This window comes from Variovorax sp. GW823-FHT04F07, from assembly GCF_058795995.1.
The window spans coordinates 1,712,050-1,732,074 of the sequence record NZ_JBXAIG010000001.1 but is presented as its reverse complement, the minus strand read 5'-3'; the positions used below and the strand labels follow the sequence as shown (position 1 = coordinate 1,732,074).

Sequence of the window (20,025 nt, the reverse complement as noted above, 5' to 3'; positions counted from 1 at the left end):
GGGCATGACGACAGTCCTTCATCTCATCGGACCCGGCGGCGCGGGGAAAACCACCGTCGGCCCGCATCTGGCCCGGAGACTGGGCTGGGCGTTCGTCGATCTCGACCAGCACTTCATGTCCCGCGAAGGGAACATCGACGCCATCATCGAGGCGTCTGGCTACTTGGGCTATGCAAGGCGGAACGTGGCCGTCTATCGGGAGGTTCGATCTGCGTTGACCAGTCCCACCGTTCTCGCACTTTCGTCCGGATTCCTCACGTATCCGGAAGGCGTGGAGGAGGGGTATCCCACGTTGCGTTGCGCCATCGAGGCCGACGCGCTGACCTCGCTGCTGCTGCCAGCCTTCGAGCTCGAGGCATGCGTGGAGGCGATCGTGCGACGCCAGCTTTCGCGGCCGTATTTGCGCGGTGACAGCGCGAGCGAGGAGCGGCGGATACGGGAGCGATTCCCAAAGTTCATGGCGATGCCGTGTGCCCGTTTCCGCAGCGACGCTGCGCCGGACGACGTCGCGTCGCAGATTGAACGACTCGTGCGCAGGTGACGGATGCCGCTGCCGAAGAGAGAGCCAAGCGGCTCTCTCTCATGCCGTCTCAGGCCAGCGTCGAAGCGCGCCCCGCCTGCGACACCCTCGCGAGCCGCCACGTCATCCCGATCCCCACAACCGTCGCGATCAGCCCCACCAGGAACACACTGTCGTGACCGTAGTGGTCGGCAATCAGCCCCGCCATCGGGCCTGTGACGCCGTACGCCAGATCCTGGAACGCCGCGAAGCCGCCGATCGCTGTTCCGCGCAGGTGGGTGGGCACGCGCTTGACGGCCTCCAGTCCCATGGCGGGGAAGACCATCGAGCATCCCATGCCGGTCAGCAGTGCGCCCACCATCGCCACGACGGGATGGGGCGCCAGCCACAGCAGCGCTTGACCCACGGCTTCGATCGCGAGGGAGACCAGCGCGACCTTGGTGCCGCCGATGCGGTCGGGCAAGCGACCCGCCAGCAGGCGCACCAGGACGAAGCCCAGGCCGAAGCACGTCAGTCCATAGCCGGCACCCTGCCAGCCATGCGCCAGGAAGTACAAGGGAAAGAACGCGCCCAAGGCGGCGAAGCCGACGCCTTGCAGGCCCACGACCGCGCCTTGCTTCCAGATGAGCCCCAGCACATCGGAGAAGGGCGCGCGGCGCCCCTGAGCCGACATGGCGGGCGCAATGCACCACAGCATCGCGCCGCTGACCAGCGGCAAGGCGATGCTGCCCGCCATCAGGCCGGCGAAGCCGAGCCGCTCCAGCAGCCAGAGGCCCAGCGGGCCGCCCACCGCGAAAGCGCCGTACATGCCGGTGCCGACGAGTGCCATGACCTGCCCGGAACGCGCGGGGCCCATGGCCGCCATCGCCCAGCCCAGCATGCCGACGAGCGCGAAGCTTTCGCCGAGGCCCAGCACGAGACGCCCCACCAGAAGAACCAGGTACGCGCCGACGCCATGGCCCAGCATGGGCAGCGAGGACGCCCAGCACAGGAGCGATGCCGCCGCATAGAGGACAAGGCCCCGGAACATGGCGACCTTGCCGCCGTGTTCGTCAGCGAGCCGGCCCGCCCAGCCGCGACTGAGGATGGTGGACAGGAAAGCAACGCCGACGCCCAGGCCGGACGCGACGTTGCCCATGCCCAGCGTCTGCGACACATGGAGCGTCACAGCCGGCATCGACATGGCGACAGACAGGTAAGCGAGAAATAGCGCGAGGGTCATCCAGACCAACGTGCGCAGGGAAGAAGAGTTTGTTTGGACGTTCGTCATCGAGCGCCGCTCCTTGAGTTTTCAAAGGCGGCACCAGCCGGTCGAATGGGCGGGACGATGAGCACCGAAGCGACCCACGCGCACCGCCAGTCGGCATGCGGGTGCCACTGGTGATGCGTTGGTTGACGTAAACGCTTACGGCGGGATGGAGCTCTGAACAGGTCAGAGTCGATTTTTGCAGCGACGATTCTAGCAACGTGATCGAGACGGGATCGCACGTTCGCAGACGTCGGCCTGGGTCTTCAAGCGCCTGCCGCTCGCCGGCGCTTCCTGTCCGGCTACAGTCGGATGGCTCCATGTCCCTGACCCTATGAACAGCATCACTCCCTGCGATTCCGCCCGAACGGCGCGGCGCTTCGCTGCACTCCCTCTCTTGTCGACGCCCACCCTGACGATGGAGCGCACATAGCCATGCACGAAATCATCTGCCCCCATTGCAGCAAGGCATTCAAGATCGATGAAGCCGGCTACGCGGACATCCTGAAGCAGGTGCGCGACGGCGATTTCGAGAAGCAGTTGCACGAGCGGTTGGAACTGGCCGAGCGCGACAAGCGCGCCGCCGTCGAACTCGCCCAGACCCGGGCCGCCGGCGAACTGCAGAAGGCCGCCGCCGCCAAGGACGGCGAGATCCAGGAACTCAGGGCGAAGCTCGAAGCCGGCGATGTCGCGCGCAAGCTCGCCGTGAGCGAGGCCCTGGGCGCCGTGGAACGGGAGCGCGACGCGCTCGCCAACGAGCTTGAGAAGGCCAAGCAGGACAAGCTGGCCGCCACCGCGCTTGCCGAAGCAAGGCACGTGGGCGAGCTGCAGAAGAGCGCCGCCGCGAAGGACGTGGAAATCCAGGAACTGAAGGCCCGGCTCGATGCCATCGAGGTGGCCAAGAAGCTCGCGATCAGCGAGGCTGTCAGCGTGGTCGAGAAGGAGCGGGACCAGTGGAAGAGCGGCCTCGAGCGGGCGGAGCTCGAGAAACAACTCGCCGAGAAATCACTCAAGGACAAGTACGAAACGCAGATCAAGGACCGCGACGACGCGATCGAGCGGCTGCGGGACATGAAGGCGCGCCTGTCGACCAAGATGGTGGGCGAGACCCTGGAGCAGCACTGCGAGACCGAGTTCAACCGCATCCGGTCGATGGCGTTTCCCCGCGCCTACTTCGAGAAGGACAACGACGCGCGCACGGGCAGCAAGGGCGACTACATCTTCCGCGACGCGGACGAGGCCGGCACCGAGATCGTCTCGATCATGTTCGAGATGAAGAACGAGAACGACCGCACGGCCACGAAGAACAGGAACGAAGACTTTCTCAAGGAACTCGACAAGGACCGCACCGAGAAGGGCTGCGAGTACGCGGTGCTGGTGTCGCTGCTCGAGCCCGACAACGAGCTCTACAACACCGGGATCGTCGATGTGTTCCATCGCTACCCGAAGATGTATGTCGTGCGCCCGCAGTTCTTCCTGCCCATCATCACGCTGCTGCGCAATGCGGCGATGAATTCGCTCAAGTACAAGTCGGAGCTGGCGCTGGTCAAGGCGCAGAACATCGACATCACGAAGTTCGAAACCGAGCTGGAGACCTTCAAGGCCGCCTTCGGCAGGAACTACGACCTGGCCCACGGCCACTTCCAGAAGGCGATCGCGGAGATCGACAAGTCGATCGACCACCTGCAGAAGACGAAGGAAGCGCTGCTCGGAACCGACCGGAATCTTCGCCTTGCGAACGACAAGGCGCAGGACGTGACGATCAAGAAGCTGACGCGCGGCAACCCGACGATGGCGGCCAAGTTCGCCGAACTGAAGAAGCTCGGGTCTTCCGAGACGGAATGACGCTGGCGCAGGCGCTACCCAGGAAATACATGAACCACATCACCATCGACTACCGTCAGGACGTGCCCCTGGACCCGGTCGACGTCGCCCGCGTCTTCGACCGCTCCGGCATCAAGCGCCCCACGAACGATCTCGCCCGCATTGCGCGGATGTTCGCCGCGCCCAGCCTCCTGCTGTCGGCCTGGGTCGACAACGAACTGGTGGGGCTGTCGCGGTCGCTGACCGACCATGCGTACTGCTGCTACCTGTCGGACCTGGCGGTGGACAAGAAGTACCAGGGCCATGGCATCGGCCGGGAGCTCGTGCAGCGCACGCAGGCGATCATCGGCGACGAGGTGTCGCTGATCCTTCTCTCGGCACCCGACGCGATGTCTTACTACCCGACGCTCGGCTTCGAGCTGGCGCAGAACGCGTACGTCATCCGGCGCAAACGCTAGAGGCCACTGCGCCACGCCTCACGGCGACCGCCGTGACCCCGCCAGCCCGGCCTTCGCATCCAGCAGGTGCCCGAGCGGCAGCGCCGTTTCCGACTTGATCTCGCGCAGCACGATGCTCGAGCGCACGTGCGTCACGCCGGGCAGGCTGAACAGCACCTCGTGCAGGAAGCGCTCGTAGTGCTTCATGTCGGGCACGGTCACGTTGAGGATGTAGTCCGCGGGGCCGGTGGCCGACACGCAGCGGATGATCTGCGGGCTCGCGGCCACGGCTTCTTCGAAGCGCTGCACCATCGCTTCGCTGTGGCGGTCGAGGTTCACCTCGGCCACGGCCGACACGTGCAGGCCCACGTGCTCGGGGTCAACGAGCGCGGTGTAGCCGCGGATGACGCCGGCCGCCTCCATGTCCTTGATGCGCTTCCAGCAGGGCGTGGGCGACAGGCCCACGGCCTCGGAAATCTGCTGCACGGTCTGCCGGCCGTCATGCTGCAGTGCAGAAAGGATCTTGAGGCAATGCTCGTCAAGAGAAACAGAACCGACGTTCATCGCAGTTTTTGAGTGAATTCTTCTTCAAACAAGGGTCTGCGCCAGTGTATTGAAGAAACACTTACTTGGGGGGGCGCAGAACAATTCCGGGCATGAACGCCCCACTTGAAGCGACCGCACTCCGACGGCCCGACTACCAGCTTTCCGACAACCTCTGGGCCGATGCCGGCTCGGTCTTCCTCACCGGCACGCAGGCGTTGATCCGCATCCTGGTGATGCAGAAACAGCGCGACGCAGTGCGCGGCCTGCACACGCAGGGCTTCGTGAGCGGCTACCGCGGCTCGCCGCTGGGCATGGTCGACCAGGCGATCTGGAAGGCCGGCGAGCGCTTCAAGAAGACGGGCATCCGCTTCGTGCCCGCCGTGAACGAGGAGCTGGCTGCCACGCAGGTGCTGGGCACGCAGCGCGTGGAGTCCGACCCCGAACGCACGGTCGATGGCGTGTACGCCATGTGGTACGGCAAGGGCCCGGGCGTGGACCGCGCGGGCGACGCGCTCAAGCACGGCAATGCCTACGGCTCGTCGCCGCACGGCGGCGTGCTGGTGGTGGCGGGCGACGACCACGGCTGCGTGTCGTCGTCGATGCCGCACCAGAGCGACCACGCCTTCATGGCCTGGCGCATGCCCGTGATGCAGCCCGCGAGCGTGGCCGAGTACTTGGAGTTCGGCCTGTACGGCTACGAGCTGTCGCGCTACTCGGGCGCGTGGGTCGGCATGGCGGCGCTGTCTGAAATCGTGGAGAGCGCGGGCACGGTGGACCTCGATGCGGTGAATGCGCGCGTGGCCGCCTGGGAAGACGCCGATGCCGTGCGCGCCGCCACCGGCCACGCGGCACCGCCCGATGGGCTGCACTACCGCTGGCCCGACCTGCCGTCGCTGCGCATCGAGTCGCGGCTGGAAGACAAGCTCGCGGCCGTGGCCGCCTTCACGCAACGCAACAGCATCGACCGCCACGTCATCGTGAGCCCGCATGCCAAGGTGGGCATCGTCACCTGCGGCAAGGCGCACCACGACCTGATGGAGGTGCTGCGCCGGCTCGAACTCTCGCCCGATCAGCTCGCGCGCGCCGGTGTGCGGCTGTACAAGGTGGGCCTGAGCTTTCCGGTCGAGCAGACGCGCCTCAAGGAATTCGCGCGCGGGCTCGGCGAGATCCTCATCGTGGAAGAGAAGGGTGCGGTGGTCGAGACGCAGCTGCGCGACATCTTCTACAACGCGCCGCCCGATGCGCGCCCCGTGCTCGTGGGCAAGCACGACCACGCGGGTCAGCCGCTGGTGTCGGCGCTCGGCGAGCTGCGGCCGTCGCGCCTCATCGAGCTGGTCGCGCACTGGCTGGCCGCGCACTTTCCGGAGAACCACGACCTGGGCGATCACCTGCAGCATGTGCGCGACTTCACGCCGCCCGAGCTGCTGGCCAATGCGAGCGATGCGGTCAAGCGCCTTCCGTACTTCTGCGCCGGCTGCCCGCACAACACCAGCACCAAGGTGCCCGAAGGCTCGACCGCGCGCGCGGGCATCGGCTGCCACTTCATGGCCAACTGGATGGACCGCAGCACGGCCGGCCTGATCCAGATGGGTGGGGAGGGCGTCGACTGGATCTCGCACGCGATGTTCACGAAGACGCCGCACGTGTTCCAGAACCTGGGCGACGGCACCTACTACCACTCGGGCTACCTCGCGATCCGCCAGGCCGTGGCGGCCAAGGCCACGCTCACCTACAAGATCCTGTTCAATGACGCGGTCGCGATGACCGGCGGCCAGCCGGTCGACGGCGTCATCAGCGTGGACGCCATTGCGCGGCAGGTGGAGTCGGAAGGCGTCACCAAGGTGGTGGTCGTGAGCGATGCCATCCACCACTACGACGCCATCAAGAACAAGTTTCCGACGGGCACCGAGTTCCATGACCGCGCCGCGCTCGACGAGGTGCAGCGCCGCCTGCGCGAGATGCCCGGCGTGACCGTGCTCATCTATGAACAGACCTGCGCCGCCGAGAAGCGCCGCCGCCGCAAGAAGGGCGAGCTGGCCGATCCGCCCAAGCGCCTGTTCATCAACGAGGCCGTGTGCGAAGGCTGCGGCGACTGCACCGTGCAGAGCAACTGCGTGGCCGTGCTCCCGCACGAAACGCCGATGGGCCGCAAGCGCAAGATCGACCAGACCAGCTGCAACAAGGACTACTCCTGCGCCAAGGGCTTCTGCCCCAGCTTCGTGGGCGTCACGGGCGGCAAGCTGCGCCGCAAGAGCGGGGCGCTGGCGGCCGGGCGCGATGCCTTCCTGCACCGCGTGGGCGCGCTCGCGCATCCCGCGCCGCATGCATGGACCGGCCCCTACGACCTGCTCGTGACCGGCGTGGGCGGCACCGGCGTGGTGACGGTGGGCGCGGTCATCGCGATGGCCGCGCACCTCGAGGCCAAGTCGGCCAGCGTGCTCGACTTCATGGGTTTCGCGCAGAAGGGCGGTTCGGTGCTGAGCTTCGTGCGGCTGGCCGACACGCCCGAGCGGTTGAACCAGGTGCGCATCGACACGCAGCAGGCCGACGCCATCCTCGCCTGCGACGTGGTGGTGGGCGCCTCGGCCGACGCGCTGCAGACCGTGCGGCACGGACGCACGCGCGTGCTCGCGAACATCCATGAGATTCCCGTGGCCGAGTCGCTTCGCAACCCCGATGCGGACCTGCATGTCGACCTGCTGCTGGAGAAGATGCGCTTCGTCGCGGGCGAAGAGCAGGTCGAGACCTTCGATGCGCAGAGCCTGGCCGAAGAGTTCCTGGGCGACACGCTGGCCGCGAACATCGTCGCGACCGGCTATGCGTGGCAGCGCGGCCTCGTGCCGCTGAGCCTCGAAGCGCTCATGCACGCGATCGAACTCAACGGCGTGGCCGTGGCGGCCAACCAGTCGGCGTTCTCGCTGGGGCGGCTCGCGGCCGGCGACCCCGCGGCGCTCGACCAGCTGCGCGCGGCACCGGTCGAGGCTGCGGCGCACCAGGTCGACGACCGCCCACTGGAAACGCTGATCGCCGATGCGCGCCGCCATCTCACCGGCTACCAGAACGCCGCGTGGGCCGCGCGCTTCGAGCAGCGTATCCGCGCAGTGCAGGCGGTCGAATCCGCAATGCCGGGTGGCGATGCGAGCCTGCCCTTCACGCGCAACGCGGCGCGCAGCCTCTTGAAGCTCATGAGCTACAAGGACGAGTACGAGGTCGCGCGCCTGTACACCGACGGCGCGTTCCTGCAGAAGCTGAAGGACCAGTTTGAAGGCGACCTGAAGCTCGAGTTCCACATGGCGCCGCCGCTGCTCTCGCGCCCCGCGCACGGACAGGCGCCGGCCAAGGTGCGTCTCGGTGGATGGATGCTGCCGGCGATGAAGTGGCTGGCCCACGGCAAGCGCCTGCGCGGCACGCCCTTCGACCTGTTCGGCCACACGGCGGAACGCCGCACCGAGCGCGCGTTGATCGAGCACTTCGACCGCCTGCTGCAGGAAATGGCCACCGCGCTGACGCCCGACAACCAGCCGACCGCCGCACGCATCGCGGCGCTGCCGTTGTCGGTGCGCGGCTTCGGCCACGTGAAGCTGGCGAACCTGGATGCGGCGCGCCTGCGCGAGGCCGAGCTGCTGCACCGCTTTGCGCCATCGCGCTACGCGAAGCCGGTGGATGCGCCCAGCGCCGGGCAGATCCGCGGCGTCGCCATCGTGGCCAGCGCACGGTAGCGGGCGCGGGTGGCGAGCGTGAGTTGCTCGGATACGATCCTTGCCGAAGCACTCACTCCCGCCACACCCCGACGATCACAGGACCCATGCGCGCCTTCCTCTACTACGCCCTGATGCTCCTGCTCGGATATGCCTGGTACAGGTACGGACAGAAGCTGCTGCGCAAGGGCTATCGCGATGAGAAGGGCGAACTCACCCAGGGGCTCGTAGGGCCCGTCGGATTCCTCATGGCCGGTGGCGTGACCTGCTACCTCTTCTTCGCGATGCTGCGCGCCCTGGTCCGGGGCGAGGTGCCCTGCGTCGGAAAGGGCTGCGTGGGGCAGGTCTACACGCTGGCGGCGCATGCGGGCGACTACTGGGCCAACCTGTTCTTCCTGGCGTGGTGCGTCCTGGGCCTGGGCTATGCGATGTACGTGACGCTCAGGATCTGGTTCCGGGCTTAGCCCGCGCAGGGCGCGCAGCCGGTTCCCGCGCCAGCATCTCGACCACCAGGGCAATGAACCACTGGTGCAGCGCCGAGGTCTCGTGCCGTTCATGCCAGACCAGTTCGACGGTGCGCGGCGGCGCCGCCAGCGGTGGGGCCACGCGCTTCAGGCCCGTCATGCGCATCGTCTCCAGGCCCTCGGACCAGGGCAGCACGGCGATCAGGTCGGAGCGGCGCACGGCTTCGTAGGCTGCGGAGTAGTGGCTCACCGTAGAGACCAGGTTGCGCTGCAGGCCGCGGCTTTGCAGCACGCGGTCGTAGATGCCACCGACACGGCCCGCCAGGCTCACGTCGAGGTGGCGGGCGGCCAGGAATTTCTTCAGCGGAATTTTGTCGAGCTTGGCCAGCGGATGGTCGTTGCGCATGAAGCAGGCGAAGTCCACCGACCACAGCCGGCGTGAGCGCATGAAGCCGGGGCGCTGCACGTCGTCGTTGTAGGCGCCGATGGCGAAGTCGGCGCGGTTGTCGTCCAGCGACTGCCCGAAGTCCACCACCGTGCCGGGGTGGGTGTGCAAGCGCATGCCTGGCGCAAGTTCGCCGAGCCGCTCGAGCAGCCGCGGCGCGACGATGCAGGCCACGTAGTCGGTCATCGAGACTGTCAGGCGGGCGTCGCTTTGCGAGGCATCGAAGCTCTCGCCCTCGAGCGTGCCCCGGATGGTGCGCAGCGAGCGCGCCAGCGGCGCCCACAACTCCGTGGCGCGCCGCGTCGGGCGGATGCCCGCGCCGTTGCGCACGAACAGAGGGTCGCCGTAGGTTTCGCGCAGCCGGCGCAGCGCGTTGCTGACCGTGGGCTGCGTGAGCGACAGCTTGGACGCGGCACGCGTCACGTTGCCTTCGTTCATGAGGGCTTCGAAGACCTTCAGCAGGTTCAGATCGGCGTTGCGGTAGTTCATGGGCAGAAGAGGAGGCTACTGAAACCATTCACACGGTCAATGAAGTGGATTCAGCATATAAATTTTTCGGAATTGTGACGCGATCCTACGATCCCGTCATTCCTCACCGCCCATGCCCTCGGAACCCGGCAAACAGACCCATGACTCAGATCCTCGTCAAGAACGCCCGCCTGCTCGATCCGCTGAAGCCCGAGCTGCAGGACCGCCACGACATCCTGATCGAGGGCGACACCATCCGTGAGGTGTCCGACCGGCCGATCGTGGCGCGCGATGCGCGGGTCATCGACGCCGCCGGCAAGACCGTGATGCCCGGCCTGATCGACCTGCATGTGCACGTGGTGGCCGTCGACCTGAACCTGCAGCGCCAGGCGCTGATGCCCAACGTGCTGGCGACGCTGCGCAGTCTGCCGATCCTGCGCGGCATGCTGCGCCGCGGCTTCACCACCGTGCGCGACGCCGCCGGCGCGGGCGATGCGTTCAAGCAGGCGGTGCAGTCGGGGCTGGCGCAGGGGCCGCGCCTGTTCGTCTCGGGTCGCGCACTGAGCCAGACCGGCGGCCATGGCGACGGCCGTGCGCGTTCCGACTATCTGGTGGCCAACACCGTGTGCCCCAACTGCGCCCGCGTGGGCATGCTCGCCCGCGTGGCCGACGGCGTGGACGCCGTGCGCAAGGCCGTGCGCGAAGAACTGCAGATGGGCGCCGACCAGATCAAGATCATGGCCGGCGGCGGCGTGGCGTCGCCCACCGACCCGGTCGATGCCCTGGGCTACAGCGAGGACGAGATCCGCGCCATCGTCGGGGAAGCGGCGGCCCGCAACACCTACGTGCTGGCTCACGCCTACACCCCGGCCGCGATCCAGCGCGTGGTGCGCTGCGGCGTGCGCACGATCGAGCACGGCAACCTGGTCGATGCGCCCACCGCCGCGCTCATGGCCGAGCACGGCGCCTATGTGGTGCCCACGCTGGTGACCTACGACGCCCTCGCCAACGAAGGCGCGGCGCTGGGGCTGCCGCCCGCGAGCGTGGCCAAGGTGGAAGACGTGCGCGGCGCCGGGCTGCGCTCGCTCGAGATCTACAAGTCGGCCGGCGTGAAGATGGGCTTCGGCACCGACCTGCTGGGCGAATCGCATCGGCTGCAGAGCGACGAGTTCCGCCTGCGTGCCCAGGTGCTGTCGCCGGCCGAGATCATCGCCAGCGCCACGCTGATCGGCGCCGAGGTGCTGGGCATGAGCGACCGGCTCGGCCGGCTGATCCCGGGCGCGCTGGCCGACCTGTTGCTGGTCGATGGCGACCCGATGCGCAACCTCGATTGCCTGCTGGGGCAGGGCGAGCGCATTCCCCTGGTGATGAAGGCCGGCGTGGTCGAGTTCGACGCGCTGTAGCCCGTACCCCCGACCAGTTCAGACAACCCGCCGGATGCCTCCGGCTCCTTCAAGGAAACGACACATGCCCAAGCTGACGCAAGCCGTCTGGCGGTACCGCCACGACCAGATGGTCCGGTTGATGGACGAACTCGCCGTCGATGCGCTGGTGTTCACCACAGCGGACTTCTTTCAGTTCGCCACCAACTTCCACACCGACGTGCAGCCCTGGGAGCGGCCGATCTTCGCGGTCGTGCCGCGCCAGGGCGAGGGCTTCCTGGTCATGAACGAGCTGTCCACGAACCACATGCGCTTCTCGATGGAAGCGCACAAGGTGTGGATCACGGACGTGACGTTTTATGCCGAGCATCCGATGGTGAGCAACCGCCTGCCGCTCGTGTCGCAGCTCCCCGAGATCCTCGCCGAGCGCCTGAGCCGCGCCGGCCTGCGCCGCTCGCGCATCGCGCTGGATGCCGGCAGCGGCGTGATGGCGGCCGTGCAGCGCCTGCTGCCCGACCTGAACGTGCGCGTCGCCACCGCGGAGGTGCGCAGCCTGCGCTGGCAGAAGCACGCCGAGGAACTGGCCGTCATGCAGGCCATGGCCGGGCTGACGGACTGGCTGCAAGACCGCTACCGCGAAGCGATCAAGCCCGGCCGCCTGGTGCAGGAGATGGACTGCGCCATGGCCAGCCTGTTCGTGCAGGAGGCCGCCGAGCGTTTTCCCGGCGAGCAGTTCGAGGTCGTGCGCTGCTGGACGCTCAGCGGCCCGGCATCGGCCTCGCCGCATGGCGACGGTGCTTCCTGCGGCGCGCGCATCCGCGAAGGCGACGTGCTGGTCAACATCGTGATTCCCCGGCTCAACGGCCTGACGATCGAGAACGAGCGCACCTGGTTCTGCGGGCGCCCTGACGAGCAGAAGAAGGCGCTGTGGACCGCCGCACGCGACGCGACCGATGCGGCCATCGGCGCGGCCGTGACAGGCCGGCCCGTGTGCGCGATCGACGCCGCGGCGCAGGCCGTGATCGAGCGCGCCGGCTTTGCCGACTGCATCCGCCACCGCACGGGCCACGCCATCGGCATCGTGCACCACGAGTACCCGGAGGACATGGCCTTCAGCCAGCGCCCGCTGCGCGACAACGAGGTCTATTCGGCCGAGCCCGGCCTGTACGTCTACGGCGTGGGGGGCTTTCGCATCGACGACACGGTCGTGGTGGGCGCGACGCCGCGTGTGCTCACCGCCACGCCCAAGTCGCTCGACTACGCCACCGTCGGTTGATACCGCTCACACCTTTCGCAACCACCGACCTTGACTTCATCATGACCATCCGTCGCACCATGCTTTCCGCGTTGGCCGTTGCCGCCTCGCTGCTCGCCGCACCCGCCTTCGCGCAGGGCTTTCCCTCCAAGCCGATCAAGGTCGTGGTCCCGCAGCCGGCCGGCTCAGGGCCGGACACCTTGGCGCGCACGTTGGCCGATGTGCTCGCCAAGAGCGTCGGGCAGAGCGTCGTGGTGGAGAACCGGCCCGGCGCCAACGGCACGCTGGCCGCGGCCTACGTGCTCTCGCAGCCCGCGGACGGCTACACGCTGTTCCTGGCCGGCGTCTCGAACATGTCGTGGAACCCGCACCTGTACAAGTCGCTGGGGCACCAGCCGGCGCGCGACTTCACCGGTGTCGCCGTCATCGCCAACACGCCGTTCGTGACGGTCGTGTCGCCGAGCCTGGGCGTGAAGACACTGCCCGACCTCATCAAGATGGCCAAGGCCGAGCCGCAGCGGCTCAGCTTCGCATCGGCCGGCATCGGCAACTCCACCCATCTGGCGAGCGAGCTGCTGAAGTCGCGCACCGGCATCCAGATGCAGCACGTGCCCATCAGCGGCGCCGGCGGCCCCAACGCGCTGACCAGCGTGATGGCGGGCGACACGCCGGTGATGACGACCGTCCCCGTCGGCGTCGTGCCGCTGGTCAAGAGCGGCAAGCTGGTGCCGCTGGCGGTGACCGGCGAGCGGCGACTGCTGCAACTGCCCGACGTGCCCACGTTCAAGGAGCTGGGCATCGACATGGAAGTGCCCGGCTGGTACTCCCTGGTGGCGCGCGCAGGCGCACCCGGCGACGCGGTCACGCGGCTCAACGCCGAGATCAATAAAGCCCTGGACATGCCCGAGATGAAGGAGCGCCTGGCCGGCCAGATGCTGATCGGCGTCAAGTCGACCCCGGCCGATGTCTTGAAGTTCACGCAGCGCGAGTCGGCGACCTGGGGGCCCATTATCGATCGGCTGGGCATTGCGCAGTGAGAGCCATCGAGCCGGCTTCCTTCGAGGCCCTGGACCACGCGCTGCGGCGGTTTCCGGGGCATCGGCTGTTCACCGTGCTGGCGATCGACCCCAGCCTTGCTGCGTCCCGGCGCCTGTACACGAGCGACCCGGTGGCGTATCCGTGCGGCGGTACCAAGCCACTGCACCATGACAACGACTTCTTTCGCGAGGTGGTGCAGGGCGGCCGGGCGCGCATCTGCGTTGATCAGGAAGACTGCCGTCGCGCGTTCCCGGACCATGCGCTGATCGACGCGCTGGGCTGCCGGTCTGCCATCAATGTGCCGATCCGGCACGATGGCCGCACGATCGGTTCCTTGAACCTCCTGCATCAGGAACACTGGTATCAGTCCGACATGGTGCCCGCGCTGATGCGCTTCGCCGAACAGGCCGCACCCTTGCTTCTTTCGCTCCGATACGCTGAGATGCCCGCATGACGATCCATCGCCGAACCTTCGTGCTGAATGCTGCCGTGTCCCTGTGTGCGGCATCGCTCGCCACCGCGGCGCGTGCAGCCGGCCCGGGCTACCCCAGCAAGCCGATCACCATCGTGTTTCCTTATGCGGCAGGCGGTGCCACCGACGCCATGACGCGGCAGATCGCGGACCTCATGGCCAAGGCGCTCGGCCAGCCGGTCATCGTCGACGCGAAGCCGGGCGCCGGTGGATCGATGGCGCTGCAGCAGGCCGTGCGCGCCAACCCGGACGGGCACACGCTGGTGCTCGTGGCCAGCGGAACGATGGCCGTCAACCCTTACCTGTACGACCTGAAGTACAAGCCGGTGGAAGACCTGGCGCCCATCACGATCCTGGTCGACATTCCCTTCGTGGTCGTGACAAGGCCGGACTTTCCCGCGCGCACCCTCAAGGAATTCATCGCGCATGCCAAGGCGAATCCGGGAAAGATCTCGTTCGCGAATGCAGGCGTGGGCACGCAGGCCCACCTGACGCAGATGATGTTCATGAAGGAGTCCGGCATCTCGGCCAACGTCGTTCCCTACAAGGGCGGCACGGGCGCCATCGCCGACCTGCTCGGCGGCCACATCGACGCCATGATCGACAACGCCGCCGCGCAGGTTGCGAACGTGCAGGCCGGCAAGGTGCGCGCGCTGTTCGTCACGACGCGCGAGCGCAGCGAATCGCTGCCCGGCGTGCCCACGGCGCAGGAGGCGGGGTTGCCGGGCTTCGTGACCTCGGGATGGTTTGGGCTGGCGGCACCGAAGGGCACGCCGCAGGCGATCGTCGACAAGCTCAACGCGGTGATCGTCCAGGGCATGGCGCGGCCCGAGACGCGCAAGAGGTTGATCGATGCGGGGTGGATGCCCATCGGTAGCTCGCCCAGCGAGGCGACGGAGCGGGCGCGGTCGGACCTGGTGCGGTTCGGGCAGGTGGCGCGGCAGATGGAACTGAAGAAAGAGTGAGGGGCGCCATGGCCTCGTGAGCGGGCGCGGCAAGGACGGATGGCCGGCACTCGAAAGACCCGTGCGACTGGGTACCATCGGCCACGACCGGCCGTTCGCCGGGGGACGGTTGAACCGACGATGTTGAAGACGCTCGCAGCAGCCGAGGGACGTTTGCTTGAGTAGCACGCGAATCCCTTTCCACACCACCACGATCCGCACGTCCGCAGCGGTGGTTCGCGCGGCAGCCGCAGCGGTCGTCCTGCTGGGGCTGGCCGCCGCGCCCGCCGCTGCGCAGTCGCCACCGGCCACGGCCGGACCGACCACAGTGAAGGTGCCGCCCACCGGCGCGCGCACGTGCCTGGGCTTGCAGCAAGACGGCAGATCCGCCCCTCAGTCCTGCACGGACGCGGGACCGCTGGCCTTGATCCCCAAGCAAGACGGCATGTTGCGCGCGGGCCCACCCCACTACGAGGCGGTGGCCGGCCAACCCTTGACCTCCTGCGTGCGCGACCGGGTGTCCGGGCTGGTCTGGGAGGGCAAGCCCGACAGCGGCAAGCTGGCATGGATGAGGACACAGGCCGGTCCGCCGGGCACCGGCAAGCTGATCGACACCTACGGTCCGCACAACGAGCCAGCGCCCGGCAGCCGGGCCAACACCGACGCCTATTCCTACTACGGCGACGGGCGGCCGGGCGATGCCATGGCCTATGTGGCGCAGGTGAATGCGATGCGCCTGTGCGGCTTCACCGATTGGCGCCTGCCCACGGTGGCCGAGCTGCACGGCCTGATCGATCTGGGGGAGCTGATCAACGAACGGACGGGGCGATGGCCCGCCGAGCAGGCCGCCGTCGATGCGCGATGGCTGCCCAACACCATGCCGGGCAACTACCTGAGCTCCGAGCCGGACGACCAGACCCGCATCTGGTGCGTGAGCTTCAAGCTCGGGTTCGTCTACAGCTGCAACCGCAGGATGGAGAGAAAACCGCAGCCGTTGTTCATTCGCCTGGTGCGCGGCCCCGAAGTGCCGGAGACGGGACGCTGGCGCGAAGTGTCCGACGAGCGCGGCGTGCCCGGCGGCGTGGTCGAAGACCGCCACACCGGCCTGGCGTGGCGCCGCTGCGACGAGCCGCAGGTATGGAACGGCCAGCGCTGCACCGGGACGGCCGGGCGCTACCGCTATGTGCAAGCCCTGCAGCACGCCAGCACACAACCGGGTTGGCGCCTGCCCACCATCAAGGAGGTGAACAGCCTCGCAGGGCGCTGGTTCAAGAAGCTCGACATCCCCGCCGCCGATTTCCCGGCGTCCGGCACGCAGCCGCTGCGCGAAGGGTATCGGTCCTCCACCGTCTGCACCGCCGGCCCCGCGACGCGGGAGGCCCGTGCATGGATCGGAGGATGGGTGCTGGGGGGTGGGGGCGATATCTCTTGCGAGGCGCAGCCCATGCCCCTCGGGGTCCGGCTCGTGCGCGAGTGATGTGCGATGCGCATCTGTCTCGACGCCATGCCGTGAAGCTGTGGCACCGGGTCAAGGACGGCAAGCTCGCGCCTCGCTGCCCGTCGTTCCTGGCGTTTCTGTACTTCCTCTTTGGCGAGGCATCAGCTACCGTCTGACGCGGCCTGCTTGCGGCCACGAGCGGTCATTCAGGGTGCCGCCCCGCGCTCCGAAAGCAGCAGGCCGCCCAACCCGGAGGAGACTCGCATGGGACTTCTGACCTTCAGCCTCAACGTCACCCTGGACGGCTGCGTCGACCACCAGGAGGGCATCGCCGACGACGAGACGCACGCCTTCTTCACCCGCCTCATGGACGAGGGTGGGGCGATACTGTGGGGCCGCACCACCTACGAGATGATGGAGAGCTACTGGCCGGCGGTCGCCCGCGGCGATGTGGAGGCGCCGCCGGCGGTGCGCGAATGGGCGGCCAAGCTGGAGATCAAGCCGAAGTACGTCGTGTCGTCGACGCGAACGGACTTCCCGTGGAGCCACAGCCACCACATCGCCGGCGACTTGCGCTCGGGCGTGCAAAAGCTCAAGGACGCGACCCCAGCCGGCGTGCTCCTCGGTAGCGGCAAGCTCGCGACCGCGCTGGACCGGCTGGATCTGATCGACGAGTACAGGTTCCTCGTGCACCCCAGGATCGCGGGCCACGGCCCGACCCTGTACCAGAGCGGGCTGCCTCACACGCGACGGCTTGAGCTGGTCTCGGCGAAGCCGCTCGGCAACGGCGCGGTCGCCATGCACTACCGGCGCGCGCGTGGCTGACAGTCAACCACGCAGCCGCCTCCGGCGATGACTGATCAGCGCGACCAGCGCGATGCAGGCCACGCCCCCTGCGAACGGAAACAGCACGGTCGTCACCGAGTAGTGCTCCAGCGCGAGGATCACCAACACATTCCGGGCCGCACCCAGCGCAAAGAAGGTGGTCTGTTCGCGAAGTGGCTGGGGGCAGGCCGCGCGAAAGGTCGGTGCGAAGCCGGCGAGGTCGACGGCGGTCAGGATCACCACCGCCCACATCGCATCGCTGGTCAGGAACCAGGTGAGCAGCACTGAAAGCGAGGCCACCAGAAAGATCCAGTCTGCTCGCGTGATCTCCGGATCGGTTCGCCTCGAGTAAGGCAGCGCGCAGATGCAGAACGCGATCGCGCCGGACAACCCGATGGACCAGGCGCCTGTGCCTGCGCCTCCTGCGAGTTGCGCCCAGAACACCACCACGGGGGCAATACCCCAACTGCATCCCCAACGACGGGCGTCATCTGCCGATAGCGAGTGTGTCCCGCTACCGTAGATTGCTCGCTCAATCCATCAGATTGATCTGTAGATACCCGTTGGTGCCTGTGGTCGCGTTGTTGGCGCCCACGATCGCGAAGATGCTGCTTCCCTGCATCGCGAAGTACGATTTCGGATCGGTACCAGTGCCGACGATCCCACGCATGCCCAGCGGCCCGAGGCTGCCCATCGTTGCAAACGTGTTGTGGGCACTGGAAGTCGAGCCATCCGTACTCACCGCACTCCTGAACGACTCCGTGGCGCGCACGTCGACTTTCCCCCAGGAGGCTGCGGTAGAAATGCCGTAACCGAAGCCTGTAGGCCATTGCGAGCTCTCGGGCAGCCCGATTCGGAAGACCGCTGTCTTGGGATCGCCATTCAGCTTGCCGCTGATCAAGAAGATCTTTTCGCTGCCAACGCGAGCCATCGCAAACAGAGCGGCATCGGCCGGTGCGGCGGGGTCCACCATGTTCCAGGTTCCGACGACGGTTCCCGGAGAGATGTTCCAGGTCTTCAGCGAGGCGGCCGGGCAGTTGTCGACGCGGTAGATGGTGCTGTGGGTACAGCGAACCAGAACCGTGCCGCCACCGGATATCTTCATCTGCGAGATATCGGACACGCTGGTGGCAGAGCCCACGTTGATGCCGAAGCGATTGAACGTGCCGTCGAGACCCGCCTGATTCGTCTCAAGCGCCCGTGAGGCGACGAAGGATTGGGTCGCGAAGCTCTCGGTCGCTGCCTGTGTCACGTCAAACGGGAATGCACCAACGAGGACATCCTGGCCGACACGAAAACGAGCAGTGTTCGCAGAAGTGGTGATGCGGCTGGATTGAAAAAGATAGGTTCCGGCCTGGTCTGCATCTGCCGTAAAGCTGCCCGACACCGCTGTGATGTTGCTGCCGGTCCATTCGTAGGTTCCAACGTCGAAGTTCAGCGCAACAGTCTGGCGTGTTCCATTGGTAGCGAAGGCGCTATAGCTGCCATTGCGCGCATCGCCGCCTGCCACCTCGAAATTGATGTCCCACGCATTGTTGGCCGCGCGGGCGGTCACCTTGAAGGGCTTGGCTTGGGTACTGCCGTTGACCAGCTGGGCCTTCCAACTGGACGCACCGATCTCCGGACTGCGCAGGGTGATATTTTCGCCAGTGCTGGTCCATTCGACGGCAGCCCCGGCGTCGATCTGGACGGTATCGCCCGGCTTGATCGCGTGGGGACCTTCACCTTGGACTGTTGCGTTGTTCACCTTGATGGTGGGAGCCGCGGCCGACGCTGAGGAGGGGGGCGGTGGAAACAGCCCCAATCCTCCCCCGCCGCTTCCACCACCACCGCCTCCGCAAGCGGCCAAGGCCATGGTCATGGAAACGGCTGCTGCCGTGGTGAATTTTCTTGACATCGCTCTTCCTCCCTCGGTGTTAGTTGGCATCCAACGCCTTGCTGGATGGCCAATGGCGACCGAACCATGCTATCCGTGGTGCAACCGCTGCTCGCATGTGCACCGACACCGTATTCGGTGCGCTTTCTTGTGGGTTTGCGCAAAACATCACAGTTTGAAAAGCAATCAGACGCCGCGATGACGCCAGTCGGCGTGCACGCTTGAAGGCCTCGTAGCTGTAGCCTGCGGCGATCTACGCTGGTGCCAGATCCGCGATCCACCCCTTACCGCAACCCCGACTGCCGATCCGCCGCCCCCACCAGTTGCACCAGCCCCGGCCCGATCGTGTCCAGCAGCTGCGACTTCTTCCAGTGAAACCCCGGCACCGCGCAGTTGAACAGCAGCCGCCGCGGTCCGTAGCGAACCCGCGCCGCGGCGCCTGCAGCAAGCACGCCGAACCCTGAATCTCCCAGGTTGATCGCGAAGCCGCGCTTGCGATAGTTCGCCACGCTGTCGCGCACGCCTTCCAGACAACGCGCGTGTTCTTCGGGCCGCTCGTGCTTCACATGGGCAAGGAACTCCTGGCGCTCACCCGCAGGCAACTGCGCGAGCCACGCGCGGCCCATGGCGGTTTCGACAATGCCGCGCACGGCACCGACGCCGGGGCGCTTCAAGGTGCCGCCCTCGTGGGCACAGGTCTCCAGGTAGACCACGTCGAGATCGCTGGTCACGCCGACCGACACCGCGCCCTCGACGCGGTCGGCCAGTTGCTGCATGGCCGGGCGCAGCAGGGCCAGCATGGGCGTGTTGATGACGTAGGGGTAGCACAGCGCCACGGCGGCGGGGCCGATGAAGTAGCGGTCCAGGCGTTCGTCGTGGTCCAGGAAACCCATGGTCAGCAGGGTGCGGCACAGGCGCGAGACGGTGGGGCGCGACAGGCCGAGCTTGGCGGCGAACTCGCTGTTGGCGTGCGCGCGCGGGTCGCCCACGAAGGTCTGCAGGATGAGCAGGCCCTTGGCCAGGGTGCCGGCGATGTACGGGTCTTCGTCCCGCACCCGGCGCAGGTCGTCGGAATGCTTCATGGGCTGGCGGCGATTCTGGACAGGGCGGGGCATGGGAGTGAATCGCAGTTTCAATGATTGAAATT

18 protein-coding genes are annotated in these 20,025 nt (G+C 67.2%); 12 read left to right on the top strand and 6 right to left on the bottom strand.

Annotation, left to right across the window (positions count from 1 at the left end):
- Positions 1-4 precede the first annotated feature (4 nt).
- The gene (locus tag AC1RAA_RS08120) at positions 5-541 is read left to right on the top strand and encodes a shikimate kinase (RefSeq protein WP_492727556.1); all 537 of its coding nucleotides are present in this window, start codon (positions 5-7) and stop codon (positions 539-541) included.
- Between the two features lie 49 nt (positions 542-590).
- Here the strand turns inward: AC1RAA_RS08120 and AC1RAA_RS08115 are convergent, their stop codons facing one another.
- A complete protein-coding gene (locus AC1RAA_RS08115) occupies positions 591-1,790 on the bottom strand; it encodes an MFS transporter (protein WP_492727555.1) in 1,200 nt (399 codons plus the stop codon).
- A 411-nt stretch (positions 1,791-2,201) separates the two neighbouring features.
- Between AC1RAA_RS08115 and AC1RAA_RS08110 the strand changes: the two genes are divergently transcribed.
- Both AC1RAA_RS08110 and AC1RAA_RS08105 read left to right on the top strand, forming a co-directional pair.
- Positions 2,202-3,611: a DUF2130 domain-containing protein gene (locus AC1RAA_RS08110; protein WP_492696751.1), complete on the top strand. Its 1,410-nt coding sequence runs from the start codon at positions 2,202-2,204 to the stop codon at positions 3,609-3,611.
- A 29-nt stretch (positions 3,612-3,640) separates the two neighbouring features.
- Positions 3,641-4,048 (top strand): GNAT family N-acetyltransferase, encoded by a 408-nt coding sequence (locus tag AC1RAA_RS08105; RefSeq protein WP_492727554.1) that lies wholly within the window; start codon positions 3,641-3,643, stop codon positions 4,046-4,048.
- A gap of 18 nt (positions 4,049-4,066) precedes the next feature.
- Here the strand turns inward: AC1RAA_RS08105 and AC1RAA_RS08100 are convergent, their stop codons facing one another.
- Positions 4,067-4,591: an Lrp/AsnC family transcriptional regulator gene (locus AC1RAA_RS08100; RefSeq protein WP_062474115.1), complete on the bottom strand. Its 525-nt coding sequence runs from the start codon at positions 4,589-4,591 to the stop codon at positions 4,067-4,069.
- 92 nt (positions 4,592-4,683) lie between these two features.
- Here AC1RAA_RS08100 and AC1RAA_RS08095 point away from each other — a divergent pair, with 92 nt between their 5' ends.
- Positions 4,684-8,292 carry an indolepyruvate ferredoxin oxidoreductase family protein gene (locus AC1RAA_RS08095; RefSeq protein WP_492727553.1) on the top strand — a complete coding sequence of 1,203 codons (3,609 nt, stop codon included), beginning with the start codon at positions 4,684-4,686 and terminating at the stop codon, positions 8,290-8,292.
- A 113-nt stretch (positions 8,293-8,405) separates the two neighbouring features.
- The gene (locus AC1RAA_RS08090; RefSeq protein ID WP_492727552.1) at positions 8,406-8,735 is read left to right on the top strand and encodes a hypothetical protein; all 330 of its coding nucleotides are present in this window, start codon (positions 8,406-8,408) and stop codon (positions 8,733-8,735) included.
- Here the strand turns inward: AC1RAA_RS08090 and AC1RAA_RS08085 are convergent.
- On the bottom strand, positions 8,713-9,669 hold the full coding sequence (locus tag AC1RAA_RS08085) for a LysR family transcriptional regulator (RefSeq protein ID WP_492696754.1): 957 nt from the start codon (positions 9,667-9,669) through the stop codon (positions 8,713-8,715). The two genes, AC1RAA_RS08090 and AC1RAA_RS08085, sit on opposite strands and share 23 nt — an antisense overlap.
- A 140-nt stretch (positions 9,670-9,809) precedes the next feature.
- Here AC1RAA_RS08085 and AC1RAA_RS08080 point away from each other — a divergent pair, with 140 nt between their 5' ends.
- The 7 genes from AC1RAA_RS08080 (at position 9,810) to AC1RAA_RS08050 (ending at position 17,002) form a co-directional block, all read left to right on the top strand.
- On the top strand, positions 9,810-11,051 hold the full coding sequence (locus AC1RAA_RS08080) for a metal-dependent hydrolase family protein (protein ID WP_492727551.1): 1,242 nt from the start codon (positions 9,810-9,812) through the stop codon (positions 11,049-11,051).
- A 64-nt stretch (positions 11,052-11,115) separates the two neighbouring features.
- The gene (locus tag AC1RAA_RS08075) at positions 11,116-12,306 is read left to right on the top strand and encodes a M24 family metallopeptidase (protein ID WP_492727550.1); all 1,191 of its coding nucleotides are present in this window, start codon (positions 11,116-11,118) and stop codon (positions 12,304-12,306) included.
- 41 nt (positions 12,307-12,347) lie between these two features.
- Positions 12,348-13,322, top strand: a complete 975-nt coding sequence (locus tag AC1RAA_RS08070) for a Bug family tripartite tricarboxylate transporter substrate binding protein (RefSeq protein ID WP_492727549.1) — start codon at positions 12,348-12,350, stop codon at positions 13,320-13,322.
- Positions 13,319-13,777, top strand: a complete 459-nt coding sequence (locus AC1RAA_RS08065; protein ID WP_492727548.1) for a GAF domain-containing protein — start codon at positions 13,319-13,321, stop codon at positions 13,775-13,777. Before AC1RAA_RS08070 ends, AC1RAA_RS08065 begins: the two co-directional genes overlap by 4 nt.
- Positions 13,774-14,760, top strand: coding sequence for a Bug family tripartite tricarboxylate transporter substrate binding protein (locus tag AC1RAA_RS08060; RefSeq protein ID WP_492727547.1), 987 nt, complete (start codon positions 13,774-13,776; stop codon positions 14,758-14,760). Before AC1RAA_RS08065 ends, AC1RAA_RS08060 begins: the two co-directional genes overlap by 4 nt.
- A 403-nt stretch (positions 14,761-15,163) precedes the next feature.
- Complete coding sequence (locus AC1RAA_RS08055; RefSeq protein ID WP_492740546.1) at positions 15,164-16,216, top strand: DUF1566 domain-containing protein; 1,053 nt, start codon at positions 15,164-15,166, stop codon at positions 16,214-16,216.
- 225 nt (positions 16,217-16,441) lie between these two features.
- Positions 16,442-17,002: a dihydrofolate reductase family protein gene (locus AC1RAA_RS08050; RefSeq protein ID WP_492727545.1), complete on the top strand. Its 561-nt coding sequence runs from the start codon at positions 16,442-16,444 to the stop codon at positions 17,000-17,002.
- A 3-nt stretch (positions 17,003-17,005) separates the two neighbouring features.
- Here the strand turns inward: AC1RAA_RS08050 and AC1RAA_RS08045 are convergent, their stop codons facing one another.
- From AC1RAA_RS08045 to AC1RAA_RS08035, 3 genes are all read right to left on the bottom strand, one after another.
- On the bottom strand, positions 17,006-17,452 hold the full coding sequence (locus AC1RAA_RS08045) for a hypothetical protein (RefSeq protein WP_492727544.1): 447 nt from the start codon (positions 17,450-17,452) through the stop codon (positions 17,006-17,008).
- Between the two features lie 82 nt (positions 17,453-17,534).
- The gene (locus tag AC1RAA_RS08040) at positions 17,535-18,899 is read right to left on the bottom strand and encodes a hypothetical protein (protein ID WP_492727543.1); all 1,365 of its coding nucleotides are present in this window, start codon (positions 18,897-18,899) and stop codon (positions 17,535-17,537) included.
- A gap of 263 nt (positions 18,900-19,162) precedes the next feature.
- Positions 19,163-19,960 carry an IclR family transcriptional regulator gene (locus AC1RAA_RS08035; RefSeq protein WP_492727542.1) on the bottom strand — a complete coding sequence of 266 codons (798 nt, stop codon included), beginning with the start codon at positions 19,958-19,960 and terminating at the stop codon, positions 19,163-19,165.
- Positions 19,961-20,025 lie beyond the last annotated feature (65 nt).